General features: G+C 63.3%; 18 protein-coding genes. 10 read left to right on the forward strand and 8 right to left on the reverse strand.

Annotation, left to right across the window (positions count from 1 at the left end; translation table 11 throughout):
• The first annotated feature begins 48 nt into the window (after window positions 1-48).
• The 8 genes from NCS28_RS03975 (at window position 49) to NCS28_RS04010 (ending at window position 8,977) form a co-directional block, all read left to right on the forward strand.
• On the forward strand, window positions 49-1,512 hold the full coding sequence (locus NCS28_RS03975; protein WP_250512569.1) for an aminotransferase-like domain-containing protein: 1,464 nt from the start codon (window positions 49-51) through the stop codon (window positions 1,510-1,512).
• Window positions 1,513-1,661: 149 nt separating this feature from the next.
• On the forward strand, window positions 1,662-3,566 hold the full coding sequence (gene htpG, locus NCS28_RS03980; RefSeq protein WP_250512570.1) for a molecular chaperone HtpG: 1,905 nt from the start codon (window positions 1,662-1,664) through the stop codon (window positions 3,564-3,566).
• 100 nt (window positions 3,567-3,666) lie between these two features.
• On the forward strand, window positions 3,667-4,308 hold the full coding sequence (locus tag NCS28_RS03985) for a chorismate--pyruvate lyase family protein (protein WP_250512571.1): 642 nt from the start codon (window positions 3,667-3,669) through the stop codon (window positions 4,306-4,308).
• The gene (locus NCS28_RS03990; protein WP_250512572.1) at window positions 4,305-4,787 is read left to right on the forward strand and encodes a DNA-deoxyinosine glycosylase; all 483 of its coding nucleotides are present in this window, start codon (window positions 4,305-4,307) and stop codon (window positions 4,785-4,787) included. Before NCS28_RS03985 ends, NCS28_RS03990 begins: the two co-directional genes overlap by 4 nt.
• Entirely contained in the window at window positions 4,784-5,686 is a 903-nt protein-coding gene (locus NCS28_RS03995; RefSeq protein ID WP_250512573.1) for a class I SAM-dependent methyltransferase, read from the forward strand. The genes NCS28_RS03990 and NCS28_RS03995 overlap by 4 nt, the downstream gene beginning before the upstream one ends.
• Window positions 5,687-5,909: 223 nt before the next feature.
• On the forward strand, window positions 5,910-6,158 hold the full coding sequence (locus NCS28_RS04000; protein WP_008350708.1) for a DUF3311 domain-containing protein: 249 nt from the start codon (window positions 5,910-5,912) through the stop codon (window positions 6,156-6,158).
• Window positions 6,158-7,708 carry a monocarboxylate uptake permease MctP gene (gene mctP / locus NCS28_RS04005; RefSeq protein WP_250513052.1) on the forward strand — a complete coding sequence of 517 codons (1,551 nt, stop codon included), beginning with the start codon at window positions 6,158-6,160 and terminating at the stop codon, window positions 7,706-7,708. The genes NCS28_RS04000 and mctP overlap by 1 nt, the downstream gene beginning before the upstream one ends.
• Window positions 7,709-7,858: 150 nt before the next feature.
• Window positions 7,859-8,977: an FUSC family protein gene (locus NCS28_RS04010; RefSeq protein ID WP_250512574.1), complete on the forward strand. Its 1,119-nt coding sequence runs from the start codon at window positions 7,859-7,861 to the stop codon at window positions 8,975-8,977.
• 11 nt (window positions 8,978-8,988) lie between these two features.
• On the opposite strand, the gene NCS28_RS04015 is transcribed toward NCS28_RS04010, so the two are convergent.
• The 7 genes from NCS28_RS04015 to NCS28_RS04045 all read right to left on the reverse strand — a co-directional run bounded on the left by NCS28_RS04015 (window position 8,989) and on the right by NCS28_RS04045 (window position 14,900).
• Window positions 8,989-9,417: a VOC family protein gene (locus tag NCS28_RS04015; RefSeq protein ID WP_250512575.1), complete on the reverse strand. Its 429-nt coding sequence runs from the start codon at window positions 9,415-9,417 to the stop codon at window positions 8,989-8,991.
• Window positions 9,418-9,592: 175 nt separating this feature from the next.
• A complete protein-coding gene (gene tal, locus NCS28_RS04020) occupies window positions 9,593-10,546 on the reverse strand; it encodes a transaldolase (RefSeq protein WP_250512576.1) in 954 nt (317 codons plus the stop codon).
• 181 nt (window positions 10,547-10,727) lie between these two features.
• The gene (locus NCS28_RS04025) at window positions 10,728-10,976 is read right to left on the reverse strand and encodes an energy transducer TonB (RefSeq protein WP_250512577.1); all 249 of its coding nucleotides are present in this window, start codon (window positions 10,974-10,976) and stop codon (window positions 10,728-10,730) included.
• A gap of 70 nt (window positions 10,977-11,046) precedes the next feature.
• Complete coding sequence (locus NCS28_RS04030) at window positions 11,047-12,243, reverse strand: benzoate/H(+) symporter BenE family transporter (protein WP_250512578.1); 1,197 nt, start codon at window positions 12,241-12,243, stop codon at window positions 11,047-11,049.
• A 16-nt stretch (window positions 12,244-12,259) separates the two neighbouring features.
• Window positions 12,260-13,435, reverse strand: coding sequence for a vWA domain-containing protein (locus tag NCS28_RS04035; RefSeq protein WP_250512579.1), 1,176 nt, complete (start codon window positions 13,433-13,435; stop codon window positions 12,260-12,262).
• Between the two features lie 25 nt (window positions 13,436-13,460).
• Complete coding sequence (locus NCS28_RS04040) at window positions 13,461-14,051, reverse strand: GNAT family N-acetyltransferase (RefSeq protein WP_250512580.1); 591 nt, start codon at window positions 14,049-14,051, stop codon at window positions 13,461-13,463.
• A 6-nt stretch (window positions 14,052-14,057) separates the two neighbouring features.
• Window positions 14,058-14,900, reverse strand: coding sequence for an AAA family ATPase (locus NCS28_RS04045; protein ID WP_250512581.1), 843 nt, complete (start codon window positions 14,898-14,900; stop codon window positions 14,058-14,060).
• Between the two features lie 397 nt (window positions 14,901-15,297).
• Here NCS28_RS04045 and NCS28_RS04050 point away from each other — a divergent pair, with 397 nt between their 5' ends.
• A complete protein-coding gene (locus tag NCS28_RS04050; protein WP_061121774.1) occupies window positions 15,298-15,663 on the forward strand; it encodes a c-type cytochrome in 366 nt (121 codons plus the stop codon).
• Window positions 15,664-15,705: 42 nt separating this feature from the next.
• Window positions 15,706-16,083, forward strand: a complete 378-nt coding sequence (locus NCS28_RS04055; protein WP_250512582.1) for a c-type cytochrome — start codon at window positions 15,706-15,708, stop codon at window positions 16,081-16,083.
• 91 nt (window positions 16,084-16,174) lie between these two features.
• Here the strand turns inward: NCS28_RS04055 and NCS28_RS04060 are convergent, their stop codons facing one another.
• Window positions 16,175-16,606 carry a DUF1841 family protein gene (locus NCS28_RS04060; RefSeq protein ID WP_250512583.1) on the reverse strand — a complete coding sequence of 144 codons (432 nt, stop codon included), beginning with the start codon at window positions 16,604-16,606 and terminating at the stop codon, window positions 16,175-16,177.
• Between the last annotated feature and the right edge of the window lie 28 nt (window positions 16,607-16,634).

A 16,634-nucleotide genomic window follows, 5' to 3' on the forward strand; every position in this document is an offset into this window, starting at 1 on the left:
CAGTTCTTTCCGGCGCATAGCCGCGCTCCCCGTACACCGGAGGCCCGCATGTCCGTTCCGCTCGACCAGATTCCCGCCCCGCACGACGCCGCGCAACTCACGCTCGTCGATCAACTGGTGCAATGGGGCCGCCGCCGTATCGACGAGCGCGTGTTCCGGCCCGGCATGCGCATGCCGTCGATCCGCAAGCTCGCGCTCGACAAGGGCGTGTCGCGTTTCACGGTCGTCGAGGCGTACGAGCGGCTCGTCGCGCACGGCTATCTCGATTCGCGGCGCGGCTCGGGCTTCTATGTGCGCGAGCGCGTCGCGCCGGCGCTCGTCGCGAAAGGCGAGACGCCCGCCGTCGCGGCGGAGCGCGAACCGGTGCAGAACACCATCGACGTGGTCTGGCTGCTGCGCAACATGCTGCATACGTCGAGTCCTGAGAAAGGGCCGGGGCTCGGCTATTTGCCGGGCCGCTGGCTCGATGGCGAACTGATCACCAACGCGCTGCGCTCGCTGTCGCGCCAGAGCGGCGCGCAGATGCTTGGCTTCGGCACGCCGCAAGGGTTTCTGCCGCTGCGCCAGCAGTTGCAGACGCGGCTCGAAGAACTGGAAATCGGCGCGTCGGCGGCGCGGCAGATCGTGCTCGTGTCGGGCATCACGCAGGCGATCGACCTGATCTCGCGGCTGTATGTGAAGCCCGGCGACGCGGTGATCGTCGGCGATCCGGCGTGGTTCCAGATGTTCGGGCGCTTCGCGTCGCAGGGCGCGCGGCTCGTCGGCATGCCGTACACGCCCGACGGCCCCGATCTCGACGCGCTGGAAACGCTCGTCGCGACGTGGCGGCCGAAAATGCTGATCATCAATTCGGTGCTGCAGAATCCGACCGGCACGTCGCTCACGGCGGCGCAGGCGTTTCGCATTCTTCAACTCGCGCAGGAATACGACTTCATCGTCGTCGAGGACGATGTGTACGGCGATCTCTGTCCGGCGGGCTTTCCCGCGACGCGCCTCGCCTCGCTCGATCAGTTGAAGCGCGTGATCTTTCTCGGCAGCTTTTCGAAGACGCTCGCGGCCAATCTGCGCGTCGGCTATATCGCGGCGGCGCCGGAAGTGGCGAAGGCGCTCGCCGACCAGAAGATGCTCGTCGGCATGACGAGTCCCGAGATCAACGAACGCGTGGTCTACAAGGTGCTGACCGAAGGGCACTACCGGCGACACGTCGAACGGCTGCGCGCAAGGCTCGACGGCGTGCGCGACAAGACCGCTCGCATGTTGGAAAAGACCGGTTTGCGACTGTTCGCGACACCGGCGGCCGGCATGTTCCTGTGGGCGGATGCTGGCGTCGATTCCGATGGTCTCGCGGCGGCGGGCCACGAAGCGGGCTTTCTGCTGACGCCCGGCAGCCTCTTCTCGCCGCATCAGTCGCCGACGACGTGGATGCGCTTCAACATCGCCAATTGCGGCGATCCGGCGCTGCCCGGGTTGTTGTCCAACTATTTGGAAAAGGCCGCGCGGCGCAGCGCCTGACGCGCTTTTTTTGTTTGCTTGTGCTTCTATGTAGCGGATTTGGCGAACTTGAAAAACCGCCGGCCGCCCTTATTTAGGGCAAATTGGCCGCGTAGCCAACACGCCGCCAAGGCAATCGCACTAACGAAATCAACACAGAGGACCCGACCATGGCGCAAGAAACCATGAGCTTTCAGGCAGAAGTGAAGCAGCTTCTGCATCTGATGATCCATTCGCTCTACAGCAACAAGGAAATTTTCCTGCGTGAGCTGATTTCCAACGCATCCGATGCCGCCGACAAGCTGCGCTTCGAAGCCATCGAGAACAGCGCGCTCTACGAGAACGACCCGGACCTGCGTATCCGCGTGTCGTTCGATAAAGCCGCGCGCACCGTCACCATCGACGACAACGGCATCGGCATGAGCCGCGACGAAGCGATTTCTCACCTCGGCACCATCGCGCGCTCGGGCACGAAGGAATTTTTCTCGAAGCTTTCCGGCGACCAGCAGAAGGACGCGGCGCTCATCGGCCAGTTCGGTGTCGGCTTTTATTCGGGCTTTATCGTCGCGGACAAGATCACCGTCGAAACGCGCCGCGCCGGTTTGCCGGCGAACGAGGGCGTGCGCTGGACGAGCGCGGGCGAAGGCGATTTCGAAGTCGAGGACATCGAGCGCGCGCAACGCGGCACGACCATCACGCTGCATCTGCGCGCCGACGAGGACGAATTGCTGTCGTCGCACCGGCTGAAATCGATCATCCAGAAGTACTCGGATCACGTCGCGCTGCCCATTCTGATGAAGAAGGAAGAGTGGGACGCCGAGAAAGGCGAGATGGTCACGAAGGACGAGGACGAGACCGTCAACCAGGCGAGCGCGCTCTGGACGCGCCCCAAGAACGACATCAGCGACGAACAGTACAAGCAGTTCTATCAGCACATCTCGCACGATCACGACGATCCGCTCGCGTGGACGCACAACCGCGTCGAAGGCCGCAGCGAGTACACGCAACTGCTGTACGTGCCGAAGCACGCGCCGTTCGATCTGTGGAACCGCGAGCATCGCGGCGGGCTGAAGCTCTACGTGAAGCGCGTGTTCATCATGGACGATGCCGAGCAGCTGCTGCCCGCGTATCTGCGTTTCGTGAAGGGCGTGGTCGATTCGGCCGATCTGCCGCTCAACGTGTCGCGCGAAATCCTGCAGGAAAGCCGCGATGTGAAGGCGATCCGCGAAGGCGTGACCAAGCGCGTGCTGTCCATGCTCGAAGAGATCGCATCGTCCTCCGCCGAAGCGACCGAAGAAGCGGACAAGCAAAAGTACGCGACCTTCTGGAACGAGTTCGGGCAGGTGCTGAAGGAGGGCATCGGCGAGGATTTCAGCAATCGCGAGCGGATCGCGAAGCTGGTGCGGTTCGCATCGACGCATAACGACAGCGACGCCCAGAACGTGTCGCTCGCCGATTACGTCGCGCGCATGAAGCCCGAGCAGACGAAGATCTACTACGTCACCGCCGACAGCTGGCAGGCCGCGAAGAACAGCCCGCATCTCGAAGTGTTCCGCAAGAAGGGCGTCGAGGTGCTGCTGCTGACCGATCGCGTCGACGAATGGATGCTGTCGTTCCTCAATGAGTTCGATGGCAAGCCGCTTGCGAGCGTCGCACGCGGCGACCTCGATCTCGGCGCGCTCGACGACGAGGAAAAGCAGCAGCAGGAGAAGGTCGGCGAGGAGATGAAGCCGCTCGTCGAAAAGATGAAGGAAGCACTCGAAGGCAAGGCGAAGGACGTGCGTCTCACGTTCCGTCTCACCGATTCGCCGAGCTGCCTCGTCGCCGATGAAGGCGACATGAGCGGCTATCTGCAACGCATGCTGAAGGCCGCGGGGCAGAAGGCGCCGCAGGCGGAGCCGATTCTCGAAGTGAATCCGGAGCATCCGCTGGTGAAGGCGCTGAACGCGGACAGTGCGAATTTCGTCGACTGGTGCCATCTGCTCTTCGACCAGGCGTTGCTTGCCGAAGGCGGCGCGCTGGAAGATCCGGCGAGCTTCGTGAAGCGCACGAATGTGCTGTTGCTCGCGCGTTGAGTTCGCTCGAACGCTGCCGATGAACGCGCCGCCGGGAAACCGGCGGCGCGTTTTTTCTTGTGTTCGCGCGCCGTAAGACGCGGAATTTATAATCCGCAGCATGCTCACGCCCAACGATCCCGTCGATGCGCACTGGCGCATCGTCCCGCTTTCATCGCTCACCGACGCACAAAAGGACTGGCTTACACGCGGCGGCTCGCTGACCGCGCAGCTGCGCACGCTCGGCGGGGTGACGGTCGAAGTCACGCGCGAAGCCGTCGACATGCCCTGGCAGGATGAAGCGACCGCGCTCGGGCTCACGCCGCGCACGCCGGTGTGGGTGCGCGAAGTCGCGTTGAAGGTCGATGGCGTGCCGTTCGTCGTTGCGCATAGCATCGTGCCGCTGTCGCACAGCGCGGGCGTGTGGCAATCGATGCGCCGTCTGCGCACGCGTCCGCTCGCCGAACTGCTTTATAGCGACAGCAGCGTGTCGCGTTCGGCGCTCGCGAGCCGCAGAATCACTGCGCGGCATCCGCTGCATCGGCTCGCGTCGGCGCAAGGGAATGAACGTGCGCACGCGCTCGTCGCGCGCCGTTCGGTTTTCAAACGCCACGACGCGCCGCTGATGGTCACCGAGTGCATGCTCGATGCGCTCTGGCGCAGGCTCGCGACGATGCACGGTACGCATCGGCGCGAACATGCCCGCTCATACGATCACCTGAGCTCGCATGCGAAGCGCGTCGCGCACGGCGAGGCAAGATGAAACTTGCGGGATTCGAGCCCATCGGCGATGAAGAGACGCACACGCTCATCCTCGGCAGTTTTCCGGGCGTCGCATCGCTCGCGGCGACGCAGTACTACGCGCATCCGCGCAATCAGTTCTGGCGGCTCGTCGGCGCGGCGATCGGCGAGGATCTTCACGCACTCGCCTATGACGATCGTCTCGCGCGTCTCGTCGCGCATGGCATCGGTCTATGGGACGTGCTCGCCGCATGTGAGCGCGAAGGCAGCCTCGATACGGCGATCCGCAACGCGTCGCCCAACGACTTCGCGCAGTTCCATACGCGCTTTCCGAAGCTGCGCAAGGTGTGCTTCAACGGCAAGACCTCGGGCAAGTTCGCGCCCGTTTCGAGCGCCGCAGGCTACGCGACGCTCGTGCTGCCGTCGTCGAGCGCGGCCAATGCTATTCTCTCGTTCGATCAAAAATTGCGCATCTGGCGCGACATCCTCAGCACACAATGACGAATCTCATCAAGCGCGCGTCGGCGGAAGCTCGCGCGTTCGGCCGCAAAAAAGACGACACTCAATCGAAGCGCAAGCGCAGTGACGACGACCGCGACGATCTCGCGAACGCGCCGCGCATCGACGCGCCCCGCAAGCCGCGCTTCGCCCCCGTGACGTTCTCGGAAGAGGGCGGCGTGCGCTATCTGCATTTCGGCACCGAATGGGTGCAAGGCGCGATGCGTCTGAAGAAGCCCGATCACATCGAGCTCGAATACGCGCAGCAGATGATGGCGTGGCTTCTTTTCGTCGAAACGCCCGAACGCATTGTGCAACTCGGGCTCGGCGCGGCGGCGCTCACGAAGTTCTGCTATCGCTTTCTGAAGCACGCGAAAGTGGAGGCCGTCGAACTGAATCCCGCGGTCGTGATCGCCGCGCGCGCGATGTTCGAACTGCCCTACGACGACGCGCGCCTCACCGTCACCGAACGCGACGCGTGGGAGTTCGTCAACGATCGCGCGAATCACGGGACGATCGGCGCGTTGCAGATCGATTTGTACGACGCCACCGCGCGCGGCCCCGTGCTCGACAGCGTCTCGTTCTATCGCGCGTGCCGCGCGTGTCTCACGCCGGAAGCGGGCGTCGTCACGATCAACCTCTTCGGCGATCATCCAAGCTTCGTGCGCAACATGCGTCATCTGAACGAGGCGTTCGGTCATCGCGTGATCGCGCTGCCCGAAGTGCACGACGGCAATCGCGTCGCGATCGCGTTCGCCGGTCCCGCGCTCGACGTCTCGTTCGACGCGCTCGACGCGCGCGCGAAGCTCATCGAAGCGCAACTCGGCTTGCCCGCGCGCAAGTGGGTGAAGGGTCTCGCGCAGAGCGCGGGCATCGCGACGAGCGGCGCGTTTTCGATCTGATTGTCGCCGCGCAAGAAGCCAAGGCCAGAACGAGGGTTTTGGCCTATTTACACGATGCTTTCAAAACAGCGGAATAGTCGGGAATCCCCCTGCTTGACCGTGTTTTAAGGGTCCATATACTCCCTCTGTTATTTCGGGGCGCTTTCAGCGGCATGTCTATCCGACACCGGCATCCCGCCGGGCTCGCAATAACGACGCGAAACAAAACAAGAGGAGACCGTTCATGGCTCACGAAGCTACGACCGGCACCGGACAACCGCGCAACAAGCATTGGCTTTGGCTTCTGATCCTTCCGTGGATCGGTGTGGTATGGGTGCCGTTTTACAACAAGATCGAGCCCGTTTTGTGGGGCTTTCCGTATTTCTACTGGTATCAGCTCCTATGGGTGCTGATCAGCGCGGTCATCACCGCCGTCGTCTATAAGAAGACAAAGGCGCTGCCTTCGGGACGCAAGAACGGAGGTGCGCGATGATGAACGCCACTGCAACCTTCGTCTTCGTTCTCTTCTTCGTCGGCGTCACGATTCTCGGCTTCATCGCCGCGCACTGGCGCAAAGGCGATCTCGCCCAGCTCGACGAGTGGGGCCTCGGCGGCCGCCGCTTCGGCACAATCGTCACGTGGTTCCTGCTCGGCGGCGATCTCTACACCGCCTATACGTTCGTCGCGGTGCCGGCGCTCGTGTTCGGCGCGGGCGCGACGGGCTTCTTCGCGCTGCCGTACACCATCCTCATCTATCCGTTCGCATTCGTCGTGTTTCCGAAGCTCTGGAGCATCGCGAAGCGTCACGGCTACGTGACCGCCGCCGACTTCGTGCACGCGCGCTACAACAGCCGCATGCTCGCGCTCGCCGTCGCGTTGACTGGCATCGTCGCAACGATGCCGTACATCGCGCTGCAGCTCGTCGGCATCGAAGTGGTGATCGGCGCGCTCGGGTTCTCGACGCAAGGCTTCGTCGGCGATCTGCCGCTCATCATCGCGTTCGCGATTCTCGCGGCGTACACGTACACGTCGGGCCTGCGCGCGCCCGCGATGATCGCCGTGGTGAAGGACGTGCTGATCTACATCACCATCATCGCCGCGATGATCGTGATTCCGGCGCAGCTCGGCGGCTTCGGGCATATCTTCAGCGTCGTGCCGCCCGAGAAGCTGCTGCTGAAGGCGCCCGATGCCGCGAGCCTGAACGGCTACAGCGCGTACGCGACGCTCGCGGTCGGCTCCGCGCTCGCGCTCTTCCTGTACCCGCACTCGGTGACGGCGATTCTCTCGTCGAACTCCGGCAACACGATCCGCCGCAACATGTCGCTCTTGCCGGCGTATTCGCTCGTGCTCGGCCTGCTCGCGCTGCTCGGCTACATGGCGCTCGCATCGGGCGTGAAGGACATGCCCGAGTACGCGTCGTACTTCAAGGCCTACGGCGCGAACTTCGCGGTGCCCGCGCTCTTCCTGCACTACTTCCCGTCGTGGTTCGTGGGCGTGGCGTTCGCGGCGATCGGCATCGGCGCGCTGGTTCCGGCGGCGATCATGTCGATCGCGGCGGCGAATCTCTACACGCGCAACGTGCATCGCGAGTTCGTCAATACGTCGATGACGCCGGAGCAGGAAACCAACGTCGCGAAGCTCGTTTCGCTGATCGTGAAAGTCGGCGCGGTGGTTTTCATTCTCGCGCTGCCGCTGACCTACGCGATCCAGCTGCAACTGCTCGGCGGCATCTGGATCATCCAGACGCTGCCCGCGCTCGTGCTCGGGCTTTATACGCGCGTGCTCGACCATCGCGGCCTGCTGTTCGGCTGGGCGGTGGGCATCGGCGTCGGCACGTGGATGGCCGTGTCGCTGCAACTGAAGGGCTCGATCTATCCGCTGCATCTCTTCGGCTATGTCGTGCCGGGCTACGCGGCGGTGTGGGCGCTGATCGCGAACCTGATCGTCTCCATCGTCGTGAGCCTGCTCGTGCGTGTGCTGGGCCTCAAGCGCTCGGATGACCGCACGCGTCCGGAAGACTATCTGGATATCGTGGAAGGCTGATCCCGAGCGATCGACCGATCGCGCACGCCCCGGCGCGGCGCGCGAAAAGCTGGTAAAACGCCCGTAATAGCCATCCGGCCGTTACGGGCGTTTCGTTTTCCGACAGCCTTCGCTCGACGGGCGTGCGTGTTTCATCGACGTGAGCGAACCATGCTTTCTCCGACATCGACGTCACTCGGGCGTAGCCGTCTCGCGCGCCTCTTTCATTCGATCGCGTCGCCGTACTTCCGCTACCGGCACGCGAACGTAATTCATGCGGTGCGCGTCGGACTCGCGATGGCGGTGTCGATCGCGGTCACGACGGGCATCGACATGCCGCACGGCGTGTGGGCGTCGGTATCGGTGCTGGTCGTGATCGGCGGCTTGCAGCACTACGGCAACATCCGCAAGAAGGCGGGCGAGCGCGCGCTCGGCACGGCGCTCGGCGCGTTCTTCGGACTCGTGCTCATTCTCGCGCAGATGCTCACCGGCTCCGTGATGGTGTTCTTCGTGCTGATGTGCGTGATCGCGGGCGGCTGCGCCTACTACGCGATCGGCAAGGCGGGCTATGTCGCGCTGCTCACGGCGATCACCATGGTCATCGTCTCCGGCCACGGCGACCTGCCGTTTTCCACCGGATTGTGGCGCACGGCCAACGTGATGATCGGCGTCGTGATCGCGCTCGGCTTTTCGTTCGTCCTGCCGCAATACGCAACGTATTCCTGGCGCTACCGCCTCGCGGACAATCTGCGCGAGTGCGCAAAACTCTACGGCGCGTTACTCGACGGCACGCCGCTTCTCGCGGAGGAAACCACGCGGCGCTTCTACGCGATGAGCCAGCGGCTCGTGCAGTCGCGCGCTCTGATGGAATCGGTCGCGAAGGAAACCAATGTGCCGATGGCGCGGCTCGAAGAGATCCAGCGGCTGCATCGCTCGATTCTCGCGGCGCTGGAAATGCTGGTCATGTCGATGCCCGAAGTCGCGCGTGCCGCGCCTAGCCGTTTCGCGATTGCGTGTTCGCCGGGCGAGTACGCGGTGCGCCAGCAGCTTCTGCAGATGGCGCGCGCGTTGCGCTTCGGGCGTGTGGGTTTGCTGTACCGCGCGGTGGATGCGTCGGGGGTGCCGCCTTGCCCGGACGACGATGGAAACGCGACGACGCAGGGCATGCACTGGCTCGCGATGCGTTTCGTGGAGCAGGTGGATCGCCTGCGGCTGCGTCTGTCGGAAATCGAGCGGCAGTGGAATATCGAAGGCGCGCGGCCGCTCAATCTTGAAGCGATGAAGCGATGAAGCGATGAAACTCAGGCCGTCGGTGCTTCGCCTTCGTGCACGACGTTGATGAGCCAGGGCACGCCGAAACGATCCGTCAGCATGCCGAAGCCTTGTGTCCAGAACGTGGATTGCCACGGCGTCAGGACATTGCCGCCTTCAGCGAGCATGTTGAAGATGCGCTCGCCGGACGGCGCGTCGTTCGCGGAGATCGACAGCGTGAAGCCCGAGTAATCCTTGCGCGGCTGACCATAGCGGCCGTCCGAGACCATGATCGCGTTCGGGCCGACGCAGAAGACCGCGTGCATGACCTTGTCCTGCCAGTCGGGCGGTGCGTTGCCGCCGTCCGGCGCGTCGCGGAAGCGGATCAGCGCGGCGATCTGCGCGCCGAATGCTGCCTGATAGAGTTCGAGCGCGGCTGCGCAATCGCCGTTAAAGAAGATATAGGTGTCCAGTTGCATGACCGGTGACTCCGTACAAATGAAGCGGACATGCCGCCGAAGCCCGAAAGTCTATTGCAACGCGGTTCCACGCTGACTCGGAAAGAGTCAAATTACGTCATTAGGCAGCGAAATAGAAAAAACCGCATATCGCACCGATGTTCCGGCGCGATATGCGGTTCCGTTCAAACATGCGTCATTGAAGCGCGGTGATCAGCTTTTCCAGCTTGATCGCGTCGGCGGCGAATGCGCGGATGCCTTCGGCGAGCTTTTCGGTGGCCATTGCGTCGTCGTTGACGAGGAAGCGGAACGTCGGTTCGTCGACGGCGATCTTCTCCACGTTCTCGTTCTCCACCGCTTCCGGCGAGAGCTTGCGCTCGACCGTGTCGTTGCTGTCGGCGAGTTTCTTGAGGAGATCGGGGCTGATCGTCAGCAGGTCGCAGCCGGCGAGCTCGGTGATCTGGCTCACCGTGCGGAAGCTCGCGCCCATGACCTCGGTCTTGTAGCCGAACTTTTTGTAGTACGAGTAGATGCGCCGCACCGACTGCACGCCCGGATCGTTCGCGCCACCGTTCTTCACTTCGTCCCACTCGGCGCCGGCGGACTTCTTGTACCAGTCGTAGATACGGCCGACGAACGGCGAGATCAGTTGCGCGCCCGCTTCGGCGCACGCGACCGCTTGCGCGAGCGAGAAGAGCAGCGTCATGTTGCAGTGGATGCCTTCCTTCTGCAGCACCTCGGCCGCGCGGATGCCTTCCCACGTAGACGCCAGCTTGATCAGCACGCGCTCGCGGCCGATGCCCGCGTTCTCGTACAGCTTGATAATGTCGTGCGCCTTGTCGATCGACGCTTTCGTGTCGAACGAGAGGCGTGCGTCGACTTCGGTGGACACGCGGCCCGGAATGATCTTGAGAATCTCGGTGCCGAACGCCACGAGCAGATTGTCGATGATCTGCGGCATCGGCTTCTTCGCGTGCTCCTTGACGGTCTTTTCGAGCAGCGGCTTGTAGTCGTCCTTCTGGACGGCCTTCAGGATCAGCGACGGATTCGTGGTCGCGTCCTGCGGCTTGAACTGGATGAATTGCTGGAAGTCGCCCGTGTCGGCGACGACGGTCGTGTATTGCTTGAGCTGGTCGAGAGCGGATGTCATGTCGAGTCTCAGACGCGTTGCGCCTTGTCAAATTGCGGGAATCAACCCGCGGATTGCCATGATTGCGACACCGTGCGGCGACTTCGTTCGCGCGGCGCGCCCCTGATTGTCATTCTCCCATTCTAGTCCCGAGCGTGGCTGGCTCGCTGATACCGTGCGCGCCGGTTTCGAGCGGGGGCCTTCAGTCGACCGCGTAGGCGAGTTCGTGCCAGCGCCGCACCGTGCCCGAGCCGAGCTGACCCCGTGCGAAGCGCATTTTGCGGACCTCGTCGAGTGCGTGGGCGTCTTTCGCCTGATCGCCGCAGCTCATCTTGAGAACGACGTCCTGGACGTGCCCGGCGTCGTCGAGCAGCACGCGCACGATAGTCTTGCGTTTCTGGGTGGCGCCGGGCGGCGTGGAGCGCGCCAGCAGTTTGTCGATCAGAGCCATGACGGAATACGAATGTCTGTTGCGGAGAGACGGCCGGAAAGCGGGGCCGATCCCGTCATTGTAGGCTGCGTCAGGATCGCCGGGCGTTGAGCACGAAATGTGTCGCGACGCCCGCGATCAATCCCCAGAACGCCGAGCCGATCGACAGCAGCGTGAGGCCCGATGCCGTCACCATGAACGTGACGAGCGCGGGCTCGCGCTGGCGCGCGTCGTGCATCGCGTTGGCGAGGCCGCTCATGATCGAGCCGAAGAGCGCGAGCGCCGCGACCGACACGACCAGCTCCTTCGGAAATGCCGCGAACAGGGCGGCGATAGTCGCGCCGAACGTGCCCGCGACCAGATAGAAAATGCCGCACCAGACCGCCGCCGTGTAGCGCTTCTCGCGGTTCTCGTGCGCCTCGCGGCCGGTGCAGATCGCGGCGGTGATGGCCGCGAGATTCACGCCGTGCGAGCCGAACGGCGCGAGCACGAGCGACGCGATGCCGGTCGTCGAGATGAGCGGGGCGGAGGGCGTCGTGTAGCCGTCGGCGCGCAGGACGGCGATGCCCGGCACGTTCTGCGACGCCATCGCGACGACGAAAAGCGGAATGCCGATGCTCACCGCCGCGGCGAGCGAGAACGCGGGCATCGTGAAAACGGGATGCGCGAGCGCGACGTGAAAGTGCGTGAAGTCGAGCAGCCCGAGCGCGCCCGCGATCGTGATGCCCACGACGAGCGTGGCCGGAATCGCGTAGCGCGGCACGAAGCGCTTGCCCAGGAGATACGTGAAGAACATCGCGATGACGAGCGCCGTCCGATGCTCGGCCGCGCGAAAAATCTCGATGCCGATCTCGAACAGAATGCCCGCGAGCAAGGCGGCGGCGATACCCGACGGAACGCGCTTCATCAGCGTGTCGAACCAGCCGGTGAGACCGACTGCGCTCAAGAGCACCGCGCAGACGATGAACGCGCCGATCGCATCGGCATACGCGACGTTCGGCAGCGACGACACGAGCAGCGCCGCGCCCGGAGTCGACCACGCGACGACGATCGGCGCGCGATAACGCAGCGACAGCCCGATGGTGCAGACCGCCATGCCCATCGAGAGCGCCCAGATCCACGATGAAATCTGCGCGTTCGTGAGATGCGCGGCCTGGCCCGCCTGGAACATCAGCACGAGCGAACTGGTGTAGCCGGTCATCATCGCGACGAAGCCGGCGACGACGGTGGACAGTGAAGTGTCAAACAAGAAGCGCGGCGCGGCGGGCGCCGGAGCGGAAGCTTTCATGCTGGTTCTATTGGTTTTATTTCGACAGCGCCCGCATGGCGGTTTCGAGGCCTGCCATCGTGAGCGGATACATGCGATTGCCGAGGACATTGCGGATCGCGGAAATCGACTGCCGATACTCCCATAGCCGCTCGGGCTCGGGATTCAGCCACGCGTGATGCGCAAACTGATCGGCAAGCCGGCGCAGCCACACCGCGCCCGCTTCGGCATTGTTGTATTCGACGGAGCCGCCGGGCTGCAGCACTTCGTAGGGGCTCATGGTCGCGTCGCCGACGAAGATCAGCTTGTAGTCGGGCGTGAACTTGTGCAGCACGTCGAAGGTCGGCGTGCGTTCGGTGTGACGGCGGCGATTGTGCTTCCACAAATAGTCGTACACGCAGTTGTGGAAGTAGTAGAACTCGAGATGCTTGAACTCCGCCTTCGCCGCCGAAAACAGCTCTTCGACGCGCTTGATGTGATCGTCCATCGAGCCCCCGACATCGAGGAGCATCAGCACCTTCACGTTGTTGTGACGCTCCGGGACCATCTTGAGATCGAGCCAGCCCGCGTTGGCGGCGGTGCTGCGGATCGTATCGGGCAGATCGAGCTCTTCGGCCGCGCCTTCGCGCGCGAAGCGCCGCAAGCGACGCAGCGCGACCTTGATGTTGCGCGTGCCGATTTCGACCTGATCGTCGTAGTCCTTGTACGCGCGCTCGTCCCACACTTTCACGGCGGTGCGATTCCCCGACGATTCCCCGCCGATACGAATGCCTTCCGGGTTATAGCCGCCGTGCCCGAAGGGAGAGGTGCCGCCCGTGCCGATCCATTTGTTGCCGCCTTCGTGCCGCTCCTTCTGCTCGTCCATCAGCTCTTTCAGACGCTCCATGAGCTTGTCGAGGCCGCCGAGCGCATCGATGCGCTTCTTTTCCTCCGCGGTGAATTCGCGGTCGAGGCGCTTTTTGAGCCAGTCGAGCGGGATATCGAACGCTTCGTCGGGAAGCTGCGTCACGCCGTGGAAATACGTGCCGAACGCGCGATCGAACTTGTCGAAGTACTTCTCGTCCTTCACGAGCGTCATGCGCGAGAGGAAGTAGAACTCGTCGAGCGACGGAGAAATCACCTGTGCCCTCAGCGCTTCGAGCAAGGTCAGATATTCCTTCACCGAGACGGGCAGCTTCGCGTCGCGCAGCGAGTAGAAGAAGTCGATCAGCATGGCGCGCTCTCCATCGTGTCGAGTTTCAGCGGTCGAGGCGGTAGGTCAGATTGGCGCGCACCGCAGGCCACTCCGACTGGATGATCGAGAACACGACGGTGTCGCGCAACACGCCATCGCGGCCCACCTGATGATTGCGCAGGATGCCGTCCTGCTTCGCGCCGAGCCGCGCGATCGCCGTGCGCGACGCGTGGTTCATGAAATGCGTGCGGAACTCCACGGCGATGGCATCGAGCTTTTCGAACGCGTGCGTCAGCAGGAGCAACTTGGCTTCGCTGTTGAGCGCGGTCTTCTGCACGCGCCTTGCGTACCACGTATGGCCGATTTCCAGCCGCCGATTCGCTTCATCGACATTGAAGTACCGCGTCGAACCGACGACATCGCCCGTCTTCGCATCGATCACCGCGAACGGCAGCGCGCCGAGGCGCTCGCGCATGTCGAGCGCCGTTTCGATATAGCCGCGCGTCTTGTCGGGCGAGGGCACGAAGGTGTACCAGAGCTTCCACAATTCGCCATCGCTCGCGGCGGCCGTAAGGGCCGGTTCGTGTTCGCGCGTGAGCGGTACGAGCCTGACATGCTCGCCTTCCAGTGTGACGGGTTCGATCCAGCGGCTCATTTTCTTTTAGCGATGGTTGCGGTTCATGAAGAGCAGGCGCTCGAACAGCGCGACGTCCTGCTCGTTCTTCAGAAGCGCGCCGTGCAGCGGCGGGACGATCTGCTTCTGATCTGACGAGCGCAACGCTTCGGGCGGAATGTCTTCGGCGAGAAGCAGCCTGAGCCAGTCGAGCAGTTCGGACGTCGACGGCTTCTTCTTGAGTCCCGACACGTTGCGCAGCTCGAAGAAGCTCTGCATCGCGGCGGCGAGCAGGTCCTGCTTGATGTTGGGGAAATGCACCTCGACGATCGCCTTCATCGTCTCGGCGTCCGGGAACCGGATGTAGTGGAAGAAGCAGCGGCGCAGGAACGCGTCCGGCAGTTCCTTCTCGTTGTTCGACGTGATGATCACGAGCGGCCGATGCTTCGCCTTCACGAGCTCGCGCGTCTCGTACACATAGAACTCCATGCGGTCGAGTTCGCGCAACAGATCGTTCGGAAATTCGATGTCCGCCTTGTCGATCTCGTCGATAAGTAGCACGCTCTGCTGGTCCGAGTCGAACGCCTGCCACAGCACGCCCTTGACGATGTAGTTGCGGATGTCCTTCACGCGCTCGTCGCCGAGTTGCGAATCGCGCAGCCGCGAGACTGCGTCGTATTCGTACAGGCCTTGCTGCGCCTTGGTCGTCGACTTGATATGCCATTGCAGGAGCGGCATGCCGAGCGCGCCCGCGACTTCTTCCGCGAGCATGGTCTTGCCGGTGCCGGGTTCGCCCTTGATGAGCAGCGGCCGTTGCAACGTCATCGCGGCGTTCACCGCGAGCTTGAGATCGTCGGTTGCGACGTATTGCGATGAGCCTTCGAAACGCATGACGAAGATCCGGTCGGGAAAAAAATCCCAGTATAAGTCAGAAGACCTTTCGGCATTGAGGCGTGCCGGGTATCGTTTGAGCCGCTCTATCGGCGCGTTGCCGTAGCGTGCTCGAACGCGTCTTCAGCGTGCGCGCAAGCGGGCTCATGGCGTGTACAGGGACGAATTGTCGCAGGCCGAACGACTGCTTTTCAGCCGATTCCCCTTGCCAGAAGGGCTTCGGCGCGGTTCGCGTGTGGACGGGGGGTAGGTCGCGCGGTACAATTAGCGCGATTTTTTTGGCCTGCGTGGCGACACACCCTGTAGCAGCAAACAGTCCCGAGAAGGTTGTAAGCGCTCGGCGCGGGCCGCGGCCTTTGGAGCGCCGGATTTCCCCTCAAGCCAGGTTAGAAGAGCTATGAACAATTTCGTCGGCAAATGTGCCGTGATTGCAGCGCTGTCCGGTCTCGCCGGCTTCGCGACCCAGGCGTCGGCCGACGTCGTCGGCAACGCGAAGGCCGCAGAGGGCAAGGTCGCGATGTGCATCGGCTGCCACGGCATCCCCGGCTATCGGACCGCGTATCCCGAAGTCTACGAAGTGCCGATGCTGGGCGGCCAGAATGCGCAGTACATCGCCAATGCGCTGCACGCCTACAAGAAGGGCGACCGTCATTTCGACACGATGCGCGCCATCGCGACGACGCTGTCGGATCAGGACATCGCCGATATCGCCGCGTACTATGCCGCGCAGACTCCCCAATCGAAGAACAATCCCGACAAGTGATCCGCCCGTGACACGGCAAAGCGATAACGGGAAGGAGAATCCATGAAGCCCTCCAAGGCACTTCACACCAGCTTCAAGGCAGCATGCGCGGCAGCGGCGCTCATCGGCATGACGGTCGGCGTGGCGCACGCGGCCGACGTGAGCAACGGCAAGGCGCTATCCGACAGCCACAACTGCGCGGCCTGCCACGGCCCCGGTCTCAACAAGCCGGTGAGCGGCGAGTATCCGCGGCTCGCGGGCCAGCATGCGAGCTATATCTACTGGGCGCTGCGCCAGTATCAGATCGGCGGCAACAACCCGAACTTCGGCCGCAACAACGCCATCATGGCGGCGCAGGTGCAGAGCCTGTCGCAGAGCGATCTGAAGGATCTCGCGGCGTATATCGAATCGCTCGACGGCAGTCTCGTGCTCAAGAAGTAAGCGTGCGGCTTTCGCAGATTCGTCCGCAGACGACAACACCCCGCTTCTCAAGCGGGGTGTTTTCATTTCGACGGCGCGTTTTTTCGGATGCTTAGTCGCGCGAAGCACGGCGCTCGATGAGCGCGAGATAGGCGTCCGTATCGGGCGGCGTGCCCGAGCGCTGCGCTTCCCAGATCACCTGTCCGAGGCAATCCATGATCGCGTGCTGCGCGTCGTGCGGCGAACCCAGGCGCGCGACCAGCCTGTCGTGGGCGCGGCGGATGCCCGGCGGCTGATCGATCGACAATTGCTCGCTGATCGCAAGATGCATCGATAGATGCAGAAACGGATTGGTCTGGCCGCGATCGGGCGAGTAATCGGCAACGCGCGATTCCGGATTCACGAGCTCGTCGTGATATTCGGGATGCTCGCCGATCCAGTCGGCGGCCATGCTTTCGAGCGGCGTCAGAATCTCGCCGGCGCGCTCCTTGCGCCAGGTTTCGGTGAAGAACTGGCGGACTTCGTCGCGACTGGGGTTGAACATAACGTGTTGATTCGTTGCGGGTTTCTGA

The sequence above is a fragment of the Caballeronia sp. INDeC2 genome, assembly GCF_023631325.1.
Classification (GTDB): domain Bacteria; phylum Pseudomonadota; class Gammaproteobacteria; order Burkholderiales; family Burkholderiaceae; genus Caballeronia.